The 19,120-nt window shown below is 71.2% G+C and carries 24 protein-coding genes; 7 read left to right on the plus strand and 17 right to left on the minus strand.

All coding sequences use genetic code 11. From position 1 onward, the window contains the following. Together ACFV3E_RS21435 and ACFV3E_RS21440 are read left to right on the plus strand one after the other, a co-directional pair. Positions 1–780, plus strand: coding sequence for a 2-phosphosulfolactate phosphatase (locus tag ACFV3E_RS21435; protein WP_500536061.1), 780 nt, complete (start codon positions 1–3; stop codon positions 778–780). 87 nt (positions 781–867) lie between these two features. Then, a complete protein-coding gene (locus ACFV3E_RS21440; RefSeq protein ID WP_500367569.1) occupies positions 868–1,416 on the plus strand; it encodes a DinB family protein in 549 nt (182 codons plus the stop codon). A gap of 4 nt (positions 1,417–1,420) precedes the next feature. On the opposite strand, the gene ACFV3E_RS21445 is transcribed toward ACFV3E_RS21440, so the two are convergent. The 3 genes from ACFV3E_RS21445 to ACFV3E_RS21455 form a co-directional block, all read right to left on the minus strand. Beyond that, the gene (locus ACFV3E_RS21445) at positions 1,421–2,248 is read right to left on the minus strand and encodes a MerR family transcriptional regulator (RefSeq protein ID WP_500536062.1); all 828 of its coding nucleotides are present in this window, start codon (positions 2,246–2,248) and stop codon (positions 1,421–1,423) included. Between the two features lie 129 nt (positions 2,249–2,377). Further along, a complete protein-coding gene (locus ACFV3E_RS21450) occupies positions 2,378–3,406 on the minus strand; it encodes an aspartate-semialdehyde dehydrogenase (RefSeq protein WP_500536063.1) in 1,029 nt (342 codons plus the stop codon). Further along, entirely contained in the window at positions 3,403–4,275 is an 873-nt protein-coding gene (locus ACFV3E_RS21455) for a dihydrodipicolinate synthase family protein (RefSeq protein WP_500536064.1), read from the minus strand. The genes ACFV3E_RS21450 and ACFV3E_RS21455 overlap by 4 nt, the downstream gene beginning before the upstream one ends. Before the next feature lie 103 nt (positions 4,276–4,378). Here ACFV3E_RS21455 and ACFV3E_RS21460 point away from each other — a divergent pair, with 103 nt between their 5' ends. Continuing rightward, positions 4,379–4,798, plus strand: a complete 420-nt coding sequence (locus ACFV3E_RS21460; RefSeq protein ID WP_500536065.1) for a GNAT family N-acetyltransferase — start codon at positions 4,379–4,381, stop codon at positions 4,796–4,798. A 27-nt stretch (positions 4,799–4,825) separates the two neighbouring features. On the opposite strand, the gene ACFV3E_RS21465 is transcribed toward ACFV3E_RS21460, so the two are convergent. The 5 genes from ACFV3E_RS21465 to ACFV3E_RS21485 all read right to left on the minus strand — a co-directional run bounded on the left by ACFV3E_RS21465 (position 4,826) and on the right by ACFV3E_RS21485 (position 9,428). Beyond that, positions 4,826–5,686 carry a winged helix-turn-helix domain-containing protein gene (locus tag ACFV3E_RS21465; RefSeq protein ID WP_500536066.1) on the minus strand — a complete coding sequence of 287 codons (861 nt, stop codon included), beginning with the start codon at positions 5,684–5,686 and terminating at the stop codon, positions 4,826–4,828. Positions 5,687–5,734: 48 nt separating this feature from the next. Further along, positions 5,735–6,379, minus strand: coding sequence for an HAD family hydrolase (locus ACFV3E_RS21470; RefSeq protein WP_500536067.1), 645 nt, complete (start codon positions 6,377–6,379; stop codon positions 5,735–5,737). A gap of 58 nt (positions 6,380–6,437) precedes the next feature. Beyond that, positions 6,438–7,508, minus strand: a complete 1,071-nt coding sequence (locus tag ACFV3E_RS21475; protein ID WP_500536068.1) for a phosphotransferase — start codon at positions 7,506–7,508, stop codon at positions 6,438–6,440. A gap of 302 nt (positions 7,509–7,810) precedes the next feature. Beyond that, positions 7,811–8,560, minus strand: a complete 750-nt coding sequence (locus ACFV3E_RS21480) for an HAD family hydrolase (protein ID WP_500536069.1) — start codon at positions 8,558–8,560, stop codon at positions 7,811–7,813. Positions 8,561–8,570: 10 nt separating this feature from the next. Next, entirely contained in the window at positions 8,571–9,428 is an 858-nt protein-coding gene (locus ACFV3E_RS21485) for a winged helix-turn-helix domain-containing protein (protein WP_500536070.1), read from the minus strand. Between the two features lie 336 nt (positions 9,429–9,764). On the opposite strand from ACFV3E_RS21485, the gene ACFV3E_RS21490 reads away from it, so the two are divergent. Beyond that, positions 9,765–9,932 (plus strand): hypothetical protein, encoded by a 168-nt coding sequence (locus ACFV3E_RS21490; RefSeq protein WP_392614338.1) that lies wholly within the window; start codon positions 9,765–9,767, stop codon positions 9,930–9,932. A gap of 58 nt (positions 9,933–9,990) precedes the next feature. Next, positions 9,991–10,170: a hypothetical protein gene (locus ACFV3E_RS21495; protein WP_500536071.1), complete on the plus strand. Its 180-nt coding sequence runs from the start codon at positions 9,991–9,993 to the stop codon at positions 10,168–10,170. Positions 10,171–10,176: 6 nt separating this feature from the next. On the opposite strand, the gene ACFV3E_RS21500 is transcribed toward ACFV3E_RS21495, so the two are convergent. Beyond that, positions 10,177–11,418 carry a GNAT family N-acetyltransferase gene (locus ACFV3E_RS21500; RefSeq protein WP_500536072.1) on the minus strand — a complete coding sequence of 414 codons (1,242 nt, stop codon included), beginning with the start codon at positions 11,416–11,418 and terminating at the stop codon, positions 10,177–10,179. Between the two features lie 65 nt (positions 11,419–11,483). Next, a complete protein-coding gene (locus ACFV3E_RS21505; protein WP_500367593.1) occupies positions 11,484–12,056 on the minus strand; it encodes an RsiG family protein in 573 nt (190 codons plus the stop codon). Positions 12,057–12,227: 171 nt separating this feature from the next. On the opposite strand from ACFV3E_RS21505, the gene dtd reads away from it, so the two are divergent. Next, entirely contained in the window at positions 12,228–12,653 is a 426-nt protein-coding gene (dtd, locus tag ACFV3E_RS21510; RefSeq protein WP_500367595.1) for a D-aminoacyl-tRNA deacylase, read from the plus strand. A 10-nt stretch (positions 12,654–12,663) separates the two neighbouring features. On the opposite strand, the gene ygfZ is transcribed toward dtd, so the two are convergent. The 7 genes from ygfZ to ACFV3E_RS21545 all read right to left on the minus strand — a co-directional run bounded on the left by ygfZ (position 12,664) and on the right by ACFV3E_RS21545 (position 18,606). Continuing rightward, complete coding sequence (gene ygfZ, locus ACFV3E_RS21515) at positions 12,664–13,644, minus strand: CAF17-like 4Fe-4S cluster assembly/insertion protein YgfZ (RefSeq protein ID WP_500536073.1); 981 nt, start codon at positions 13,642–13,644, stop codon at positions 12,664–12,666. A 10-nt stretch (positions 13,645–13,654) separates the two neighbouring features. Next, positions 13,655–14,107, minus strand: a complete 453-nt coding sequence (locus ACFV3E_RS21520) for a Fur family transcriptional regulator (RefSeq protein WP_499513135.1) — start codon at positions 14,105–14,107, stop codon at positions 13,655–13,657. 79 nt (positions 14,108–14,186) lie between these two features. Beyond that, positions 14,187–14,750, minus strand: a complete 564-nt coding sequence (locus ACFV3E_RS21525) for a heme-binding beta-barrel domain-containing protein (RefSeq protein ID WP_500536074.1) — start codon at positions 14,748–14,750, stop codon at positions 14,187–14,189. A 245-nt stretch (positions 14,751–14,995) separates the two neighbouring features. Beyond that, positions 14,996–16,069, minus strand: coding sequence for a hypothetical protein (locus ACFV3E_RS21530; protein ID WP_500536075.1), 1,074 nt, complete (start codon positions 16,067–16,069; stop codon positions 14,996–14,998). Continuing rightward, the gene (locus ACFV3E_RS21535) at positions 16,066–16,995 is read right to left on the minus strand and encodes a hypothetical protein (protein WP_500536076.1); all 930 of its coding nucleotides are present in this window, start codon (positions 16,993–16,995) and stop codon (positions 16,066–16,068) included. Before ACFV3E_RS21535 ends, ACFV3E_RS21530 begins: the two co-directional genes overlap by 4 nt. After that, positions 16,992–17,786, minus strand: coding sequence for a hypothetical protein (locus tag ACFV3E_RS21540; protein ID WP_500536077.1), 795 nt, complete (start codon positions 17,784–17,786; stop codon positions 16,992–16,994). The genes ACFV3E_RS21535 and ACFV3E_RS21540 overlap by 4 nt, the downstream gene beginning before the upstream one ends. Positions 17,787–17,859: 73 nt before the next feature. Further along, positions 17,860–18,606 (minus strand): hypothetical protein, encoded by a 747-nt coding sequence (locus ACFV3E_RS21545; protein WP_500536078.1) that lies wholly within the window; start codon positions 18,604–18,606, stop codon positions 17,860–17,862. Between the two features lie 127 nt (positions 18,607–18,733). Here ACFV3E_RS21545 and ACFV3E_RS21550 point away from each other — a divergent pair, with 127 nt between their 5' ends. Continuing rightward, entirely contained in the window at positions 18,734–19,096 is a 363-nt protein-coding gene (locus ACFV3E_RS21550; RefSeq protein WP_500367610.1) for a DsrE family protein, read from the plus strand. The last annotated feature ends 24 nt before the right edge of the window (positions 19,097–19,120 follow it).

Consider the following 19,120-nt stretch of genomic DNA (forward strand, 5'->3'; position numbering starts at 1 on the left):
ATGAGCGAGGAATGGTTTCTGCAGACACGCCACGGGGTGCGGTTCGAGTGGGGACCGGAAGGCGCCCGGCGGATCGGGGCGCACGTGGCGTGCCTGGTCGTCGTCGACGTCCTGTCCTTCACCACCGCGGTGACCGTGGCCGTCGAGGCGGGCACCGCGGTGCACCCGTACGCCTGGCGCGACGCGACGGCGGCCGCGTACGCGCGGCGGGTCGGGGCGCGGCTGGCCGTGGGGCGGCGGGAGGTCAGCGACCGTTCGCCGTGGTCGCTGTCCCCTGCCGCCCTGCGCCGTGCGCCGTACACCCCGCGGCTGGTGCTGCCCTCGCCCAACGGATCGACGATCGCCGCGGCGGCCGGGGAGGCGGCGACCGTCGTCGCCGCCTGCCTGCGCAACGCGACCGCCGTCGGCGCGTGGCTCGCCCGGCACGGCTACGGCGTCCGGGACCGCCCCGTCGCGGTGATCGCCGCGGGTGAGCGCTGGCCCGACGGGACCCTGCGGCCCGCGCTGGAGGACCTGCTCGGCGCCGGTGCGGTCGTCGCCGCGCTGCGGGGGCACGCCCCCGCCGTGACGCTCTCCCCCGAGGCGTGCGCCGCGGCGGCCGCCTTCACCGGGGCGCCCGACCCGGCCGGCACCGTCGCGGCCTGTGCCTCCGGGCGCGAACTCAGCGGCGGCGGTTTCCCCGAGGACGTCGCGATCGCCACCGAGTTCGACGCCGCCTCCGTCGTCCCGGTCCTCTCCGAGGGAGCCTTCTCCTCGCGGCCCATCGCGGACCGGAACTGACCGCATGGGTGCGTAACGTCGAAGACATCGAAGGACGCCGGAACACCGGCGCCCACGACCGAGGCCCATGGCCAAAGGGAGCGCGCGATGCCGACGGTGGTACGGAACGAGACGGGCGAGCGGGACGCGCTGCTGGCGTACCTGGAGGCGCAGCGCGGCGGGATGCGCCGCGCGGTGCTCGGGCTCACCGACGAGCAGGCCTCCTCGCGGCCGAGCGTCAGCGAGATGAGCCTCGCCGGGCTGGTCAAGCACGTCGCCAGGACCGAGGAGTCCTGGGTGCAGGGCCTGCTGCTGGGCCACGAGGACAAGAAGGGCACCGAGGCGGACTACCTCGACGGGTTCCGGCTGCTGGAGGGCGAGACCCTCGCCGGCTGGCTGGAGGAGTACGCGCGGATCGGCCGGGAGACCGAGGAGGCCGTCCTGGCGCTGCCCGACCTGGACGTCGTGGTGCCGCTGCCGGACGCGCCCTGGAACCCGCCGGGCATGAAGGTCAGCGCCCGCTGGATCCTGCTCCACCTGATCGAGGAGACCGCCCGGCACGCCGGGCACGCGGACGTCATCCGCGAGTCCCTGGACGGCCGGACGGCCTTCGAGCTGGTCGCCGAGGCGGCTCAGCAGGGGAAGCCGATGGGCTGACCGGTCACGCCCCGGTGGCCACCGGTTCCTGCAGCTCCGTCACCCATGTGTCGGGATGCCCCTCGCACTCCAGGTACAGCTCCCGGGGGTAGCCGAGGGACCGGTGGCCCTGGGCGTCGATCCCCCGCGCCAGGGCCTGGGCGCTGCGCAGGACGTCGTCCATGGAGCCGCGGTGCACGATCGTCGCCGCGCTCTCCAGCTCCGGCAGGTCGACGACCGCGAAGTCGTACCCGCCGTCCGGCTCGGCCGCGACCTGCAGCCCGGCGTGGACGAGGATCGCGCCCTCCCCCTCCGGGGCGTCCTCGTAGTACGCGATCCCCGGCCCGACGGGCCGCACGCCCGCCGCGTCCAGCCGCCGGCACAGCTCGTCGTACAGCGGCTGGATGACGGGCCCGATCTGCGTCGGCTCGAACCCCGCCGCGGTCGCCGTCAGCTCCGCGAGCCGCACCGCGGGCACCCTCTTGATCACCACGTCGTCGGTGGACATCCGTCCCTCGCTCTCGATCGTCCGGAGCCTCGCCTCGACGCCCGCCAGCCGGGCCGCGTCCGCGGCCATCGCCGCCGCGAGCTCGGCGCGGCGCAGCCGCAGCATGCCGCGCAGCTGCTCCGCGCTCACCTCCTCGTCGAGGATCGACCGCACCTGTTCGAGCGTGAAGCCGAGGTCCTTGAGGGCGATGATGCGGTTGAGCCGGGCGAGCTGCCCGGCGGCGTAGCTGCGGTAGCCGGTGGCGGGGTCGACACGGTCGGGGCGCAGCAGTCCGACGGCGTCGTAGTGACGCAGCATGCGGACCGACACGCGGCCGTGCCTGGCGAAGTCTCCGATTCCGAACATGACGTCTCCGAGTCCAGCGCCTCACACGGTGTGAGGGTCAAGCGGGACGGCGGATGCCCCGGCGCGCGGTCGGCGCCGGGGCATCTCGGGGGATCCGGGGGATCCGGGGGATCCGGGGGGCGAGCGGGGTCAGCCGCGCAGCTCGGCGGCGACCAGCTCCGCGATCTGGACGGCGTTGAGCGCGGCGCCCTTGCGGAGGTTGTCGTTGGAGAGGAAGAGCGCGAGGCCGTGCTCGACGGTCTCGTCCACCCGGATCCGGCCGACGTAGGAGGGGTCCTTGCCCGCGGCCTGCTGCGGGGTGGGGATCTCCGACAGCTCCACGCCCGGGGCCGCGCTCAGCAGCTCGTACGCGCGCGCCACGCTGACCGCACGCTCGAAACGTGCGTTGACCTGCAGCGAGTGCCCGGAGAACACGGGCACGCGGACGCAGGTGCCGGACACCTTCAGCTCCGGGATGTCCAGGATCTTGCGGGACTCGTTGCGGAGCTTCTGCTCCTCGTCGGTCTCGAACCGGCCGTCGTCGACGATCTTGCCGGCCAGCGGGACGACGTTGAACGCGATGGGCCGCTGGTAGACCGCGGGCTCGGGGAAGTCCACGGCCTCGCCGTCGAAGGTCAGCTCGGTCGCCCGGTCGGCGACCTTGCGCACCTGGCCGTCGAGCTCGGCGACACCGGCCAGACCGGAGCCGGAGACCGCCTGGTAGGTGGTGGCGACCAGCGCGGTCAGCCCCGCCTCCTCGTGCAGCGGGCGCAGCACGGGCATGGCCGCCATGGTGGTGCAGTTCGGGTTGGCGATGATGCCCTTGGGCCGGTCGGCGATCGCCTGCGGGTTGACCTCGGCGACGACCAGCGGGACCTCGGGGTCCATCCGCCAGGCGGAGGAGTTGTCGATCACGACCGCGCCCGCGGCGGCGACCTTGGGGGCCAGCGCCTTGGAGGTGGCGCCGCCCGCGGAGAACAGGACGATGTCGAGACCGGTGTAATCGGCGGTGGCGGCGTCCTCCACCGCGATCTCGCCGTCCTTCCACGGCACGGTGCGCCCTGCCGAACGAGCCGACGCGAACAGCCGCAGCTGCTCCAGCGGGAAGTCGCGCTCGGCCAGCACCTTGCGCATGACACCGCCGACCTGGCCGGTGGCTCCGACGATTCCGATCCTCATCCGGTCTCTCCGATCAGTGCGTACGTACGGTCCCGAGTATCCCCCGATGCGGCGAGTGCCCGGAGCGCCGTCTCGAGCGACGGTCGCCCGGCGGGCAGCAGCGGCAGCCGCACGTCCGGGGTCGGGATGCGTCCCTGGGCGTGCAGCACCGCCTTGATCACCGTGGGGTTCGGCTCGGCGAAGCAGGCGGCGGCGAGCCTCGCGAGCGCATGCCCGCGCTCCGCGTCATGGAAACGGGCCTCCTCCACCCACCGCTCGGTGGCCAGGTGCGCGGACGCGGCGATCGCCCCCTGCGCGCCCAGAGCGAGCAGCGCCGGCGCGAAGACGTCGTCCCCGGCGTACAGCGGCACCTCCCGCACCAGCAGCACGGTGTCCTGGTCGATGCCGCCGACGGCGTGCTTGAAGCCCGCGACCCCGTCGATCGCAGCGATCGCGCGCACGGTGTCCGCGGTGAGGGCGAGCCCGGTGCGGTAGGGGATGTTGTAGACGACCAGCGGCACCGCCGACGCCCGCGCCAGGGCCTCGAAGTGCGCGACGACCCCGTCCTGCGAGGGCCTGACGTACGACGGCACGGACACCAGCGCGGCGTCCGCGTCCAGCTCCGCGAGCTCCGCCGCGGCCCTGCGCGTGTCCGTCCCCCCGGCGCCCACGGTGTACCGCAGCCCCCGCTCCCGGCACACCCGCCCCACGGTCTCCCGGACGACCGCCTTCTCGGCCTCGTCCAGCATCACCGCCTCGGCGGTCGTCCCCAGCGCCACCAGCCCGGCGACACCCCCGTCGGCCACCTCGTGCGCCAGCCGCTCCAGCGCGCCGGCGTCCACGCGGCCGGCCTCGTCGAAGGGCGTGATGAGCGGTACGTGAATACCCATGCCATCGAGCGTGGGCCACGGCACCCTCAAGGTCCAGTTAATAGTCCTTCATCGCACCGGTAAGCAGTGCTGCACGAAGCCCCATCCCCTACCCTCAGGCCCCATGAGAGACGACCGGTACGAGATCTCCGCCGACCCCGCCCGTATAGACGCCGCCCTGGTTCACCACTGGCTCTCCACTGACGCCTACTGGGCCCTCGGCCGCCCCCGTGCCGTCCAGGACGCCGCGATCGCCGCCTCCCTCAACTTCGGCGCGTACGACAAGGAGACCGGCACCCAGGTCGCCTGCGCCCGCGTCGTCACCGACCACGCCACCTTCGCCTGGCTCTGCGACGTCTACGTCACCCCCTCCGCCCGCGGCCACGGCCTCGCCACCGCCCTGGCGACCGCTGCCCGCGGCCACCTGGAGGGCCTGGGTGTCCGGCGCGTGCTCCTCGCGACGCACGACGCGCATGGGGTGTACGCGAAGGTGGGGTTCGAGCCGCTGGAGGTGCCGGGGCACTGGATGTCACTGGTGATGTGAGGCCCGCGCTCTGATCGGCGGTGACCGTCAGACGGGCTTGGCGAGCCTCGTCCACAGGGAGTCGAACCATTCCTGGGAAAGTTCCACACGTTCCGGCGGCTGTGGATAGAGCTTGGCCCCGACGCCCAGGACGTCATGGATCTTGATAGTCGCATCGCCGACGTTGACGACGTTGTCGGTGACGACGTACATGCCGTCGAGGGCCAGGTCTCCATTGATCAGATAGAGCTTGTGCAGAGGTGTGACCGGAACCAGGCGCACTTCGACCTTCACCTCGGGTACGGCGCCCTGACCGGCCAGGTTCTCCAGGTTCCTCAGGGCCCGGATGTGAGCCGCGGACAGACTGTCGAGCCGTGCCATAGGCCGATCGTCATCGGGGTCCTCGATGTTGCGCGGAACGGCGAGTCGTACGTCGGTGCGCGGCAGCAGCAGGCGCAGGTGGATCGAGGACGGCCGGATTTCGCCGCGGATGATCCGTTTGACCTGCTGCACGACGGCCGCGTTGAGCGACTCGGCGGTCAGGCAGTACGCGTCGATCGTGACGCGCTCCGCCTCGAACGCCTCCGCGATGGCGTCATCCAACTCGATGCCGCTGGCTCTCGCGGTGCCCGCGGCAGTCCCGTTGGCGTGGGCTGCGACGGCGGACTTACGCCAGTCACAGGCGAAGACCCCCTTGCCCTGGGCCGACTCCACGTAGCCCTTGCCCTCCAGCGCCTTGATCGCCCTCTGGACGGTGGCACGGGAGACGTCGAAGCGATCCACCAGCTCAGCATGTGTGGGGAGTCGTTCACCCGTGGCGATGTCGCCGTTCTCGATCTCGTGACGCAACGCATCGGCCACGCGCTCGTACTCGCGCCTGGCCCTGCCGAAACTGCGATCGCCCGACATGCCCCCGAGCGTACAACCTGACCGTTTATCGGCGCAGTTGATCCCCGCCTACACCGGCACTGCTACCGCTGACAGATGTTCCAAGGACGCCACGACATGCCTTGCTCCGGCCTGGCGAAGACTCAACGCCTTACGCTCGTCACGGGCGAAGCCGAGGAACGCCACACCCGCGCTCTCAGCGGCCAGGAGGTCGCTGGGGGAATCCCCAATCATCAAGCAGCTCTCGGGCGGTTCTCCCGTGCAGGCCATGGCACGCGTCAGGCAGTGGGGATCCGGCTTCAAGAGTCCGGGGTCGGCCGCCCGCCCGTAGACATGGGCGCCGAAGTACCGCGACAGCCCGCGTCGGTGCAGATAGGCGGTTGCCGCCGCCGCGGAGTTGTTGGTGGTGACGGCGACCGTCCGGCCGCTCTTGGCAAGGGAACACACCAGACGGCCGGCATGTGGTGTCGGCAGAGCGGTCTCCGCAGCCAGGACCTCCTCCTGGGCCAGGCGCTCCTCCAGTTCCGACGTGACACGACCGGACGCATCGTGTTCCGCGGCGATCCGCAGGACCCGCAGGGGGTCGCTGACGCCGCTCAGCTCAACAAGCGGCACACCCAGGTCCACTGCTCGGACCCGAAGAGCCTCAGCGATGCGGGCAGCCGGGCGGCGGGCGAAAAGGTCCGCGAGGGGACCGTCGAAGTCGAAGAGCACGCAGCTCGCGCGTCCCAGTAGCGCCGACGCGCCGTCGACGGCCTCCGGGGCCGTGGCGCTAGAAGGCATGGGCCTGGCTGCGGGCCCGCCTCTCCACGAAACCCCACCTCCGGCGCCGCTCGGGGTAACGCCGGGCATGCCACTCGTTCAGCGCGGTCTCGACCTCGTGCTCCCCGGGGACGGATGCGAGTCCGAAGGGAACCTGGGCTCGCTGCAGCGCCCGCAGGACCAGGCTGACGGAAGGACCGAGCAGCGGACTCCCGGGAACCTCCCCTAGCCTGAGGGCGGCCCGGACCACGTCGGCGTAGACGGACTGGGCGTACTCGAAGTCGACGTAAGCCTGCAGGTCCGTCGCCATTCCGGCGGTCATCGCCGAATGGCCGCGCAGGTTGAGGGTCCTCTCCCACTCCCGTTTCATCCGCTCGCGCTCGCGGTCGGTGTACTCCATCCGGACCAGATGAGTCGCAAGATCATGGAGAGGGTCGCCGAACGTGGCGAGCTCCCAGTCGAGGATGAAGAGGCTGCTGTTCTTGAGCAGCACGATGTTGTCGCGGTGAAGATCGGTGTGCAGCAACGAGTAGGGCCGCGGGTAGAGCGCTCCGATCCGCTGCCGCACCCCTTGCCGAAAACGGTCCAACGCGTCCACCGGCACACCGAGGGCGTCGAAGAGGCTGCCGTACGCAGGACGGTGGTCCTGGTGCACCCGATCCGCGTACTCGACCAGGAGGTCCAGGAAGCCCTCGCTGTCCTTGTCGCCCGGCCATCGCGCCGGCAGCTTCGGCAACTGCTCGCGCGTGACCGTCGCCGCGTAGGCGAAGACCTCCGCGATGTCCCGCAGCCGCTTCTCGCCGATCGGAGCGCCGGAGGGTGCCTCTTGGGACAGCGCCTTCCCGTCCACGAATCGGTGCAGGGACGCCCGCCCGAAGGTGACCAGGCACTGCGGGATACCGAAGTTCGGCCGGAGCTGCTGCCCTGAGACGGCCTCGTTCAGCGCCGCCAGGACCTCGGCCTCGTCCGGCCACGTGCGCATGACGACCTTGGGCGTCGCGAGCGGCACCCGCAGCTTGATGCGTGCGGCCTCGTCCAGCGTCACTTGGGCCAGCCAGGCGAGCCGCCTGTCCAGCGTCACCACTTCATTGGAATTGTGATGACCCGTCAGGATCAAGGACTCCCCGTCACGCTTCCGGCGGTTGTAGTGCCAGCGCACAAAAGGCTCGTGCAGCCGACTGCGCACGATGTGGCGCGAGGGCGCTGTGCCGGCACCCCGGGCACTCGTAGGCGCAGCCATCGTCATAAGTTGCACCGACCGTTTGAGATCGACCCAGCAGGGAATCACCACTTGATACGGTGTGGATGACGGCTGAGCCTATACCGGTTTCCCGCGTGACGCGAATCGAAACTTCGAGTTCTGTCAATCGAAATTTCTGCGCATCACTCCCTCACAGGAGCGCCCCGACAGCCGAGATCGGCCCGGGAGAAAGCTTCCGTCACCTCACGCATGTCACTGACCAGGAAATCCGCACCGGCCTCCAATAGCCGTTTGCCGCGCTCCGGATCGCGCTCATCATGGGCGGCATATGCCAAAAATCTGACCCCCGCACTGCTGGCGGCCTTCAGATCGCGCACGGAATCACCAATCATGAGGCAATTGCCCGGGTCGCCGTCCGCTCCGATGTGCCGCATGGCCATGAGGAGGCAATGGGGGTCCGGTTTCATGAGATGGGGAGCCTCCCGGCCAAAGATTCTTTCGCCGAATGGGCGGGCCAGCTCATGTTTCTTCAAGTAGACCCGAACCGCTGCCACAGAATTGTTCGTCGTGATCGCGATCGGCAGCCGCGCTCGGGCCAGGAGCTCCACGAGTTCCGCCGCGCCCTCTGTGGGGCGCGCCACCTTCGCGGCCCGCCGCTCGGCCCGCACTAGCACCCTGTCGAGGCCGCGGCCTATGCGGCCGGGTATGTCGTCCCGCTCCGCGACGTCATACAGCAGTTGGTGCGTATCCGTGTACGAGGCGAAATCCGTCAGGAGTCGTTGCCTGCGACCCAGATACCTCTTCATGCGCTTGGCCACTGCTTCGGACGTGTACACGGCGAATAGGTCACAAAGCGGCCCATCGAAGTCGAACAGGACGACGTTGACGCCTCGCACTCGGCTCAGGAGCCGCTCAGGGTCGATCGAAGCCATTCAGTGAGTGTCACACCGATTCGGCGATTGTGTGCCACAAGGAGTCGAACCACTGCTGGCACTCAGCCCGTTGCTCGGGCCCCTGAAGATACAGCCGTGCCCCCAGGCCCAGTACGTCGTAGATCTGGGCGCTCTCGCCGTCCGGGAGGTCCACGGTGTTCGCCTCGACCTTGTAGAAGCCCATGAGCCCCTGATGCCCATTGAGCAAGTAGTACTTGGCCACCGGCGTGATGGGGACGGTCCGTATGTCGGCGGCCACGTCGACGTTCCGTCTGCCCAGGTCCTCCAGCAGGTTGCGCAAGGTGAACGCGTGGCGCTCGATCAGCTCGGACAGCCGGTCGAGCGGCCTGGTGTCCTCCGGGTTCCCCACGATACGGGGGATCGCCAAGTGCGCACCGGGACGGGCCAGCAGGAGTCGGACCTGAATCGACGAGGGCCGGAGCTCTCCCCTGAGGATGCGGCGCGCCTGCGGCACGATGGCCGCGTTGAGCGACTCGGCAGTCAGGGAGTAAGCGTCGATCGTGATGTGCTCCGCCTCGAAAGCCTCGGCGATGGCGGCGTCCAGCTCCACACTGCCGGCCCCACCGGTCGCCGTGGCGGTCCCGTTGACGTGGGCGCCGGCGGACTTACGCCAGTCGCGGGCGAAGACGCCCTTGCCCTGGGCCGACTCCACGTAGCCCTTGCCCTCAAGCGCCTTGATCGCTTTCTGGACGGTGGCACGGGAGACATCGAAGCGGTCCACCAGCTCTGCGTGCGTGGGCAGTTGTGCGCCCGCCGCGATGTCGCCGCCCTCGATTTCGTGACGCAACGCATCGGCCACGCGCTCGTACTCGCGCCTGGCCCCACCGGCGGTGCGGTCGTTGCTCACGTGACCCACACTACAGCTTCACGCCAGGCAAGTGGAGTTGACTGCATGGAGTTTAGGGATCTGCAGTCAGCGGCAACATGACCATAGAGGAATGCAGTCAACTGGTCCGATCGACAGTCAAGTTGGACCAGTTGACGCCACCGGAGGCCGCAGCCTCTCCGTCCCGATGACGCGCCGGGGATGGCCGCGGGTGACAGTGCAGCGCCATGTCGCATCGCACGCATCAGCATCGAGCTTCCGCTTCTGTCCCATGCCGACCCCACGGGTCAAATCTGCCCCCTCCGCGCTCTACGCGCGGAGGGATCGGTCCCACGCGCCTCGAAGGAGTGAATCGCTATGCCCGCTATCGCTCTGTGTGCCTTCGCGTTCGAGCAGCTCGTCCAGTGGCGGTACGGCGCGGCCGGCGCCTTCGCCGTCGGACTGTTCACGGTGGGCCACAAGGCCCGGAACACGACGTTCACGTGCGTCGGACTCGCGGTGATCGCGCTGCTCCTGGCCCAGTAGGGGCAGGACGGCAGCGGGCCCGCGCCTTGCGGTCGGCCACCTGGGAAGGGGGTGGGTCATGCTGTGGAGCCATGTGACGGCGGCACTGCTGGAGCAGTACCTGGCGTGGCGGTACGGCCCGTTGATGGGGCTGGGCGTACTGCTGGTGGGTGTCGGGCTCAAGGCCCGTTCCAGCTATGCGATGTGCGTCGGCGGGGTACTCGTCCTCCTGGTGCTGGTGTCCTACGGACACCACTGACAACGGCTAGAACGTGTCGATCGGCCACGGCCTGCGCGCGGTGCGGAACAGCGCGTCGAGGCGGGCCACGCCGCCCGGGCCGGTTTCCGTGGCGCCGCCGGTGATGGTCAGGCGGGCCGCGGACTCGTCGCCGAGGTAGAGGGAGGCGAGGGCGGCGGCGGTGAGGGAGACGTCCGGGGCGGCGGAGGGGGCCGCCTCGGCGATGGCGGTGCCGTCGGCGGCGGCTTCGAGGCGGAAGCGGCCGGCGGCGTGGCCGTCGGGGTCGGCGACGTCGAGGACGACGGAGCCCGGGGCCGCGTAGGTGCGGGCGGACAGGGCGCGGGGGACGTCGAGCAGGCGCAGCCACAGGAAGTCGCTGGTGGAGTGGACGTGGGCGGCGCGTGGGTCACCGAGCAGCAACGGCAGGACGTCGTCAGGGCCGCGGAAGCCGGTGCGTACGGTGGCGACCCAGTCGATGGCGAGCAGGTAGCGCCACAGGGCGCGTTCGGCCTCGGGGGTGGCGGCGAACAACTCCCGCACGGTGAGCGGGACCTTGGGGAACATCCCGTGCCAGGTGTCCTCGGCCGTGTACGCGGCCAGGCCGTCGACGCGGCCGGAGGCGTCGCGGTAGAGGACGAAGATCGGTTCCTTCCAGGGGAAGGCGGGGTTGACCACCGCCCCCGTGGCGTACTCCCAGAAGCGCTCGGTGCGGTTGATCGCGCCGGGATGGCGCAGCCGCACCCGGTCGTGGAGCTGGGGGCCGAGCTTGAGGACCTCGGACGGGTCCGCCAGGTCGATGCGGCCGCTGTCGGACGGCGCTCCCTGGGGGCGGCCCGCGCGGGCGGTGTCGACCTCCCACTCGGTGACCCCCGCGGCGGGGCCGAAGCCGAAGCGGCCGTAGATCCGGTACTCGGCGGCGACGAGGATCGCGACCGGCTCGCCGCGGCGCACGGAGGCGTCGAGTTCCGCGGCCATCATGCGGGAGGCGAGGCCGCGGCGGCGGTGCGTGGCGGTGACGGAGACGTTGGTGATCGCCGAGGCGGGCAGCACCGCACCGCCGGGCACGGTGAGTTCACGGGGCATGCTGCGGAAGGTGGCCACGCAGCGGCCCTCGTCGAACGCGCCCTGGGTGCGGTCCAGGTCCGTCTGGGAGCGGCGGAGGGCGATCTCCTCCTCGGTCACCGACGGCGGCCGGTGGAAGCCGGTGTTGACGGCGCGCAGCCAGCCGGGGAAGTCGGACTCGCCGATCGTACGGACCTCAAGGCTCATGTCCCGCACGGTAGGCGGACCCCCCGCCCGGCCGCATCCCGTTTTCCCGGTCCCGTCCGGCGGGCTCAGTCCCCCGCCAGCAGGTCGTCGACCCGGGCCTCGCCCTCGCGGTAGCGGCGGGCGATCTCGGTGCTGCAGCCGTCGACCGTCCGCTGCAGGGACTGCCGGCAGCGCGAGACCTGCTGCTCGTGCCGGACCAGCCGGCCCATCGCGTCGTGGAGTTCCTGGTCGGTGCGGGCCTCGAGGTCGGAGAGCTGGACCTCGGAGAGCATCTCCTCGGCGAGCTGCCGGTAGCGCTCGCTGTGCGGGGTGCCCAGGGTGACGTGGCGGGCGGAGGTGCGGTGCCGGGACGGGGTGTCGGTGAGGATCTCGGAGAGCCGGTCGAGCACGGGGGCGTCCGGGGCGGTGCGCCGGGCGAGTTCGGCGCGGAGGATGTCGATCCGGCCCTGGAGGAGCCGCCGCAGGTAGGAGAGGTCGGCCTCCTCCAGCTGGGCCTCGCGGCGCGCGGTGCGCAGCCCTTCGAGGGTGAGGTCGGCGAAGTCGGGCTGGGGGGTGCCGGCGGTGAGGGGGGAGCGCGGGCCCGGTGCCTTGAGCATGCGATCGCCTTCCGCCGTGCCGGTCGTGATGCTGTGCTTCATCGCTGTCCGTCCCCTCGTCCCCCACGTCGGGCAGATCTCGATCGTGCCACCGAGCAACTGCGTCGCGCAGGCACCTGCACCCGAACGGCGGCTCCGGACAGTTGTGCGTGAGTCCAAGCGGGCGTACGGCCCGGGTGCCGCGCGCCCCCACCGACCCGGGACAATGGCGGCATGCGTGCGGTGGCCCAGCGGGTGAGCGAAGCGAGTGTCGTGGTGGACGGCGAGACGGTCGGCGAGATCGTCGGTCCGGGCCTGTGCGTGCTGGTGGGGGTGACGCACGACGACACCGCGGAGAAGGCGGCCCAGCTGGCGCGGAAGCTGTGGGGGCTGCGCATCCTGCCCGGGGAGAAGTCCTGCTCGGACATCGCCGCGCCGCTGCTCGTGATCTCCCAGTTCACCCTCTACGGTGACGCCCGCAAGGGGCGCCGCCCCACCTGGAACGCGGCGGCGCCCGGCCCGGTCGCCGAGCCGCTGGTGGACGAGGTGGTGGCACAACTGCGGGCGCTGGGCGCGCACGTGGAGACGGGCCGCTTCGGAGCGGAGATGAAGGTCTCGCTCACGAACGACGGCCCGTTCACGGTCGTGCTGGAGATGTGAGGCGCGTCCCTCAGGGTTCGACGACCGTCTCCTGGTTCGCCGTCGTCCCGTCCGCGAGCAGCACCGCGTCCACCGGGGTGTTGCGCTTGATCACGGCGAGGGCGATCGGGCCGAGTTCCCAGTGCCGGGCGGAGGAGGTGACGGTGCCGACCGGGCGGCCGTCCGGTCCGTCCGCGGCGAGCCGTACGGGCGCGCCGTGGCCGGGCAGCTTGACCTCGCTGCCGTCCAGGTGGAGGAAGACCAGGCGGCGCGGCGGCCGGCCGAGGTTGTGCACCCGGGCGACGGTCTCCTGGCCGCGGTAGCAGCCCTTGTCGAGGTGGACGGCGGTGTCCAGCCAGCCCAGCTCGTGCGGGATGGTGCGGTGGTCGGTCTCCAGACCGAGCCGCGGCCGGTGCCCTTCGATCCGCAGGGCCTCCAGGGCCAGCACGCCGACGGGGGTGCCGACCTGCCGGGCGTAGTCCTCCAGTTCGCCGCGCGGCACGAACACGTCGCGGCCGTAGGGGACCTCGCGCACCGGCCAGTCCCCGGGGACGGCGGCGATGCTGCCCGCCGGCAGGTGCACGACGGCGTACTCGCCGGTCCGGTCCGAGACGTCGACCTGGTAGAAGAACTTCATGCTCTCCAGGTACGCGATCAGCTCGGCCTGCGTGCCGGGCTCGACGTGCATCCAGGTGGCCGTGCCGTCGTCGACGAGGTAGAGGGCGTGCTCGATGTGGCCGTGGGCGGAGAGGACCAGCGCCTCGGTGGCCCGGCCGGGCGGGAGGTCGCTGACGTGCTGGGTGAGCAGCAGGTGGAGCCACGCGAGGCGGTCCTGGCCGGTGACGGCGACGACGCCACGGTGGGAGAGGTCGACGAATCCGTTGCCGTCCGCCAGGGAGCGCTGCTCGCGGAAGAGGTCTCCGTAGTGCGCCGCGACTCCCTCGTCGGGGCCTTCCGCGGGAACGGCGCCGGGGAGCGACAGCAGGGGACTGGTCGTTGTTTGTCGCTGCATGCCCACCAGCCTACGTCCGGTTACTTGAACCCTCAGGCGTTCGGGGCTTCCCCGCGCAGTCCGCGCACCGGCCGAAGATCGCGAAGTGCTTCATGTCGGTCTCGAAGCCGTACGTCTCGCGCAGCCGCGCGGTCAGCGGCTCGGCGACGGACACGTCGGCCTCGATGACCGACTCGCAGTCCCGGCACACCAGGTGCATGTGGTGGTGCCGGTCGGCGAGGTGGTAGGTGGGGGCGCCGTGCCCGAGGTGGGCGTGGCTGACCAGGCCCAGTTCCTCCAGGAGCTCCAGGGTGCGGTAGACCGTGGAGATGTTGACGCCCGAGGCGGTCCTGCGCACCTCGGTCAGGATGTCGTCCGGCGTCGCGTGCTCCAGCGTGTCGACCGCCTCCAGGACAAGCTGCCGCTGCGGCGTCAGCCGGTAGCCGCGCTGCCTCAGGTCGCTCTTCCAGTCCGTGGTGACCACGAGGACAGTCTAGGCAAGGGAAAGGGGGATCACGGAGTCGTGATCCCCCTCGGGGGTCGCGCGGGACCCGCGGGGCGGCTCAGCGGAAGAAGGCGATGCCGTCGTCCGGGAGGTCCTTGAGGTCCTTGGCCCACTCGCTGGGGTTGACGACCTTCTTCAGGTGCGCCGACATGTAGGGGCGCAGCGGCACCTCGGGGGTGGCCTTCTCCCCCACCCACATCAGGTCGCTCTTGACGTAGCCGTACAGGCGCTTGCCGCCGCTGTACGGCGGCGCGTCGCCGAGCCGGGCCACGGCGTCGGTGACCAGGTCGATCTGCGGCTTGCCCTCGGCGAGCTCGCCGTACCAGATCTCGATCACGCCGTCGTCGCGGGTCATGGTGATCTCGACCTTGCGGTCCTTGTCGATCCGCCAGAAGCCCGACTCGCTCTCCAGCGGCTTCACCGGCTTGCCCTCGGCGTCCAGCACCCAAGACTTGGAGGTGTACTCCAGGAACGGCCGTCCGTCGTGGCTGAAGATCACTTCCTGCCCGAAGTTGCACTTCTCGGCGCCGGGGAAGTCGAAGACGCCCACACCCTCCCAGGTGCCCAGGAGGAAGGCGAGCGGGACCAGCTCGGGATGCAGGTCGGAGGGGATCTCGATCATGTTCAGCGCTGTCCCTGGTAGAGCTTCTTCACGGCCAGAGCGGAGAACGCGATGACGCCAAGGCAGACCAGGACGAGCAGGGTGTCGAAGAAGAACTCAATGGCGCTCACGAGCGTGCTCCTCGGGCAGGCGCGGACGGTCGGCGGCCCGGTGGGCCAGCTACGAGTCTAGTGGTCGGGTGCGGGCGCGGCCGCGTGAGGTCCGCCCCACGCGCCGCGCCCGCCCCCGATGCCCCGGTGCCCTCGTCAGCCGAGCAGCTGCGCCTGCAGCAGCACGGCCTGGTGGAACGGGACGGCCGGCTGGGTCCCGGCCTTGGAGAGCACGACCATGGCCAGGACGTCGCCGGACTGGACGTAGCCGTACCGGACGTGCTCGGCGCCGCGCGGCTTGTCCTCGTCGTAGAGGGACAGGTGCAGCTCGGAGTCGTCGAGCGACGTCGAATCCCAGTCCGTGTCGTAGTCGGCCGCCTCGGCCTTGGCGAGGGTGCCGTCGTCGATGAGCGCGTCCTTGACGTCGCTCGAGTACCCCCAGGTCGCGAACTGCAGCAGGTAGACCTCCGCGCGGGTGCCGTCGCCCATGGTCCAGGCGCGGGCGGCGATGTGCCGGAGGGTGTTCTGCTCGAGCGTCCCGGTCAGCTTCTTGCGGTCGTCCTCGCGGAAGACCTCCAGGAAGTCGCGGGTCGGCAGCCACCCGGTGGCGCCCGGGAAGGTCTTGTCGGCCTTGGCCCCGGCGGGCGCCGGCAGCAGCAGGGTGCGGATGTCCGCGTAGTGCCGGCGGGGCGGGTTGTGGTCCCCGTCCAGCGGCCGGGGCGCCCCGGCCGGCAGCTTGGGCAGCTTCAGGGCGGGGTAGGTCCACCGACCGTCGTCCGGGGTCCGCAGGCCCGGGATCTCGGTCCGCTCGGGCTGCGTGACGGCGTACGCCGCGGCCCCGCCGAGGGCCGCGAACGCCACGACCGCGGCGGTCCACCGCACGGCGGCACGCAGCCCCCTGCGCTCCCGCAGCCGCTTCCGCGGGCGGGGCGCGGCAGGCTCCGCGGAGACGGCCTCCGAGACGGCCTCCCCGGGCACGGGCTCCACCGCGGCTTCCGACGCGGCCTCGCCGGAGGCGGTCCCGGCGGGCTCCACCAGGGCGTTCTCCGCCGACACGGTCTCCGTCGCGGCTTCGGCGACGACGGGCTCGGCGGCCTCCGCAGGCACGACCTCCGCCGCGTCGTCCCCGGAGGGAGCCGCCTCGGGGGCGGCGTCCGTGAGGGTCTCCTCCGCCGGGGCGGCGGCCTGCGCCGGGATCTTCACGTCGTCGCTCTGGGTCTGCTCGGTCATGCGGCCTCTCCCGGGTCCTGTACGCGGTCGAGCTGCTGCTTGAACAGATCCGCGGCGTCGTCCTTCTTCAGCGGCGAGGCGCCCGAGACGGACATGCGGATGGTCAGGTCGCCCTCGGTCGCCTCGCAGATCATGGTGTCGAGCTTCGCGCCGGGCTTCTTGGGCGGCAGGACGCAGCGCGCCTTGGCGTGGCCCTCGATCTTCGGCCCGTTCCTGAAGACTCCGAGCGCCTTGGTGAACTCGGTGAAGAACTCGGTGCCGGCGCGCGCCGCGCGCTTGTTCTTCATCTGGACGATCTGCGTCTCGAAGACGGCCTCGCCCGACACCTCGCGGTACGTCCGCAGGCCCACGCCCTGGATGTGCAGCCCCGCCACGGCCTTGTGCAGACGGTCCCGCTGCTTCTTCGGCAGCCCGGCGAGGTCGCCCTCGAAGACGGCCACGGCCTCCTTGCCGGTGAACTCCGCGTCGTTGCCGTACTCGCCCACGTCCGGGCCCGGCATGTACGCATCGGGCACGGGCAGCAGCAGCTTGCCGAGCGCGCCGTAGTGGCTGCCGCCGGACTGGCTGCCGTACTCGCCGGTCTTCTTCGGCTCGGGGGCCTTCCAGGTCCGCGGGCTCGCCTGCTTGCCGTCGTCCTTCTGGTGCTGCAGCACGGCGACGCCGATGCCACCGCCCGCGACGACGGCGACCAGCGCGGCCGCGATGCCCAGGGCGAGGCCACGGCGGCCGCGGCGGGGCGTGGGAATGGTCTCGGGCCCGGTGGTCCCGTCCGCGGGCGGAAGCCCGGGGAGCGGTGCCGGCTGGGCATCGGGCTCGGCCGACTGGCCCTGGGGCTGGTCCGGCTGCGGCCCGGGCCGCGTCGCCGGGGCCTCGGGGCGGACCTCGGGCTGCGGCTCCGCGGGGACCGGGGTGTTCTCGTCGCTCACAGCCGCTCCCACTGCCGCTCGGCCAGGGACATGATGGTGGACTTCTTGATCGGCCGGTCCGAGTGCACCCAGATGTCCATCATGACCGTGCCCTTGCGGGCCAGGGCGCGCGCCGTGTACAGGGGCAGGTAGCCCGGCTTCGTCCAGGGCTTGGAGTACACCCACGCCCTGCCGTCGAAGGCGCCGGGGACGGCCGTCCCCTTGTTGCCCGCGTACTTCTTCCCGGCCATGTAGCTCTGCTGTCCGTCGAGCATCTCGTCGGTGAAGGTGTCCGCCTCGTCGCGGAACTGGATCAGACGGACCTCGGTGGTGACGGCCGTGGCGTAGCCACCGGTCCGCCACATGGAGACGGCCGCCCTCCGGAAGTCGTTGCCGTTCAGCTCGCTGAACATGCCGTCCGGTTCCTCGAAGGTGTCGGCGTAGTCGTACAGCGAGAGCCAGTGGTCGGCGCCGTACGTGCCGTCGAGGTCCTTGGCGCCCTTCGGCTTCTTCACCAGCAGCTTGCGCAGGTCCCCGTCGTACTTGGCCAGCGTGTCCTCGGTCGCCGCGAGCGGCTTCGCCGCGGGGGCGGCGCCCTTGGGCTGCGGGAGCTTCGGCTGGGCGAGCGGGGGGAGCGGCGTCTCGGGGCGGTCGTACTGGATCTGGTACCCGGCGCCGGCGCCCGCGAGGACGCCGAGGACCGCCGCGCAGGCGATCAGCAGGGTGGTCCGGCCGCGTCTGCGCGGCGGGCGGACGGGGGGCCCGTCCGGAACAGGGGTGTCCTGTTCCGGGACGGGGGTGTCCTGGGACAAAGGGTTCTCCACTGGGGTGTCCGTGGGTGGGTGCGGCCGGCGCGCGGGCCGGCCGGTGACTTCGGTGTGCGGCTCAGCGGCCGGTCTTCAGGCGCCGGTACTGCTGGTCGAGGAGCCGGGCGAGCAGGGCCTTGCCCGGGGTCTTCGCCCCGGTGACCGAGAGGGTGACGTGCACGTCGCCCTGGTGGGACAGGACGATCACCGAGCCGGTGCTCTCGGCGGAGGAGGACGACAGCCGGTAGGCCTTGGCGGGGCTGCCCGACGAGGGGAGCGTGATCCGCGTGCCCTGGTAGTAGAAGGCGTTGTAGTAGCCGGTGGCGGAGCCGGCGCTCGCGAAGCGGACGAGCTGCGCGGAGACCTCGTACTCGCCGTCGCCGGTGAGGTAGGTCCGCTGGGCCGCCGCCTTGAAGCCGTAGGTGGCCAGGGCCTGCTTGACGTCGGCGGAGTCGGCGACCTCGGAACGGGAGAGCTCGGTGCCCTCCTCGTCGCCGTAGACCTCGGCGTCCGCCGGCGGGACGAGCAGGAAGTAGCGCAGGTCGCCGCGGTGCTTCCCGTCGTGCACGGAGCCCTTGAGGGTGCCGGCGGGCGAGGGCGCCGCCGTCGCGCCGCGGCTCGGGGACGCCGTCGCTGACGGCGTCGCGGGGTCCGTCGTCTCCGGACTCCGGCTGCTCGGCTCGGCCCCGCCCGGCGACGCGGACGCGGTCGACGAGGACGAGGAGCCGAACGCCACGACGGCCCCCGCGGTCAATGTCGCGAGCACAACAAGTCCGACGATCGTGGCGATCACGACGCCGGTACGCGAATCGGTACGCGCTTCCACAAGCCCCCCCGGGCAGAAATCCGCGGCCGGCGCGCTGATCGCACCTACGCGGCCAACGCATTATGCCGAGCACTGGTAAACGCTCCCAGTGTTTTTCCTGTGAGACGGGCCACCCTAAGGTATGACCATGGCGAAGAAGCTCGTGATCAAGGTAACCGCAGGTGCGGACGCTCCCGAACGGTGCTCCCAGGCGTTCACGGTGGCGGCGGTGGCGGTCGCCAGCGGCGTCGAGGTGTCGCTCTGGCTGACCGGCGAGTCCTCGTGGTTCGCGCTGCCGGGACGGGCCGCGGAGTTCGAGCTGCCGCACGCCGCGCCGCTGCCCGAGCTGATCGAGGGGATCCTGGCGGGCGGCCGGATCACGCTGTGCACGCAGTGCGCGGCGCGCCGGGACATCACGGAGAAGGACGTGCTGGACGGAATCCGGATCGCCGGTGCGCAAGTCTTCGTCAGCGAGGCCATGGCCGACGGCACGCAGGCGCTCGTCTACTGAGCCCGGCCGGCCCGGCTCAGGGCG

This window comes from Streptomyces sp. NPDC059718, assembly GCF_042733315.1.
In the GTDB taxonomy this organism is placed as follows: Bacteria; Actinomycetota; Actinomycetes; order Streptomycetales; family Streptomycetaceae; genus Actinacidiphila.

Bases quoted from the DNA above. Each gene is read 5' to 3' on its own strand.
- ACFV3E_RS21465 (WP_500536066.1), bottom strand. From the start codon at position 5,686: ATGTCGGGCGATCGCAGTTTCGGCAGGGCCAGGCGCGAGTACGAGCGC.
- ACFV3E_RS21435 (WP_500536061.1), top strand. From the start codon at position 1: ATGAGCGAGGAATGGTTTCTGCAGACACGCCACGGGGTGCGGTTCGAG.
- ACFV3E_RS21495 (WP_500536071.1), top strand. From the start codon at position 9,991: ATGCTGTGGAGCCATGTGACGGCGGCACTGCTGGAGCAGTACCTGGCG.
- ACFV3E_RS21450 (WP_500536063.1), bottom strand. From the start codon at position 3,406: ATGAGGATCGGAATCGTCGGAGCCACCGGCCAGGTCGGCGGTGTCATG.
- ACFV3E_RS21445 (WP_500536062.1), bottom strand. From the start codon at position 2,248: ATGTTCGGAATCGGAGACTTCGCCAGGCACGGCCGCGTGTCGGTCCGC.
- ACFV3E_RS21490 (WP_392614338.1), top strand. From the start codon at position 9,765: ATGCCCGCTATCGCTCTGTGTGCCTTCGCGTTCGAGCAGCTCGTCCAG.
- dtd (WP_500367595.1), top strand. From the start codon at position 12,228: ATGCGTGCGGTGGCCCAGCGGGTGAGCGAAGCGAGTGTCGTGGTGGAC.
- ACFV3E_RS21500 (WP_500536072.1), bottom strand. From the start codon at position 11,418: ATGAGCCTTGAGGTCCGTACGATCGGCGAGTCCGACTTCCCCGGCTGG.
- ACFV3E_RS21550 (WP_500367610.1), top strand. From the start codon at position 18,734: ATGGCGAAGAAGCTCGTGATCAAGGTAACCGCAGGTGCGGACGCTCCC.
- ACFV3E_RS21460 (WP_500536065.1), top strand. From the start codon at position 4,379: ATGAGAGACGACCGGTACGAGATCTCCGCCGACCCCGCCCGTATAGAC.
- ygfZ (WP_500536073.1), bottom strand. From the start codon at position 13,644: ATGCAGCGACAAACAACGACCAGTCCCCTGCTGTCGCTCCCCGGCGCC.
- ACFV3E_RS21530 (WP_500536075.1), bottom strand. From the start codon at position 16,069: ATGACCGAGCAGACCCAGAGCGACGACGTGAAGATCCCGGCGCAGGCC.
- ACFV3E_RS21525 (WP_500536074.1), bottom strand. From the start codon at position 14,750: ATGATCGAGATCCCCTCCGACCTGCATCCCGAGCTGGTCCCGCTCGCC.
- ACFV3E_RS21480 (WP_500536069.1), bottom strand. From the start codon at position 8,560: ATGGCTTCGATCGACCCTGAGCGGCTCCTGAGCCGAGTGCGAGGCGTC.
- ACFV3E_RS21455 (WP_500536064.1), bottom strand. From the start codon at position 4,275: ATGGGTATTCACGTACCGCTCATCACGCCCTTCGACGAGGCCGGCCGC.
- ACFV3E_RS21440 (WP_500367569.1), top strand. From the start codon at position 868: ATGCCGACGGTGGTACGGAACGAGACGGGCGAGCGGGACGCGCTGCTG.
- ACFV3E_RS21505 (WP_500367593.1), bottom strand. From the start codon at position 12,056: ATGAAGCACAGCATCACGACCGGCACGGCGGAAGGCGATCGCATGCTC.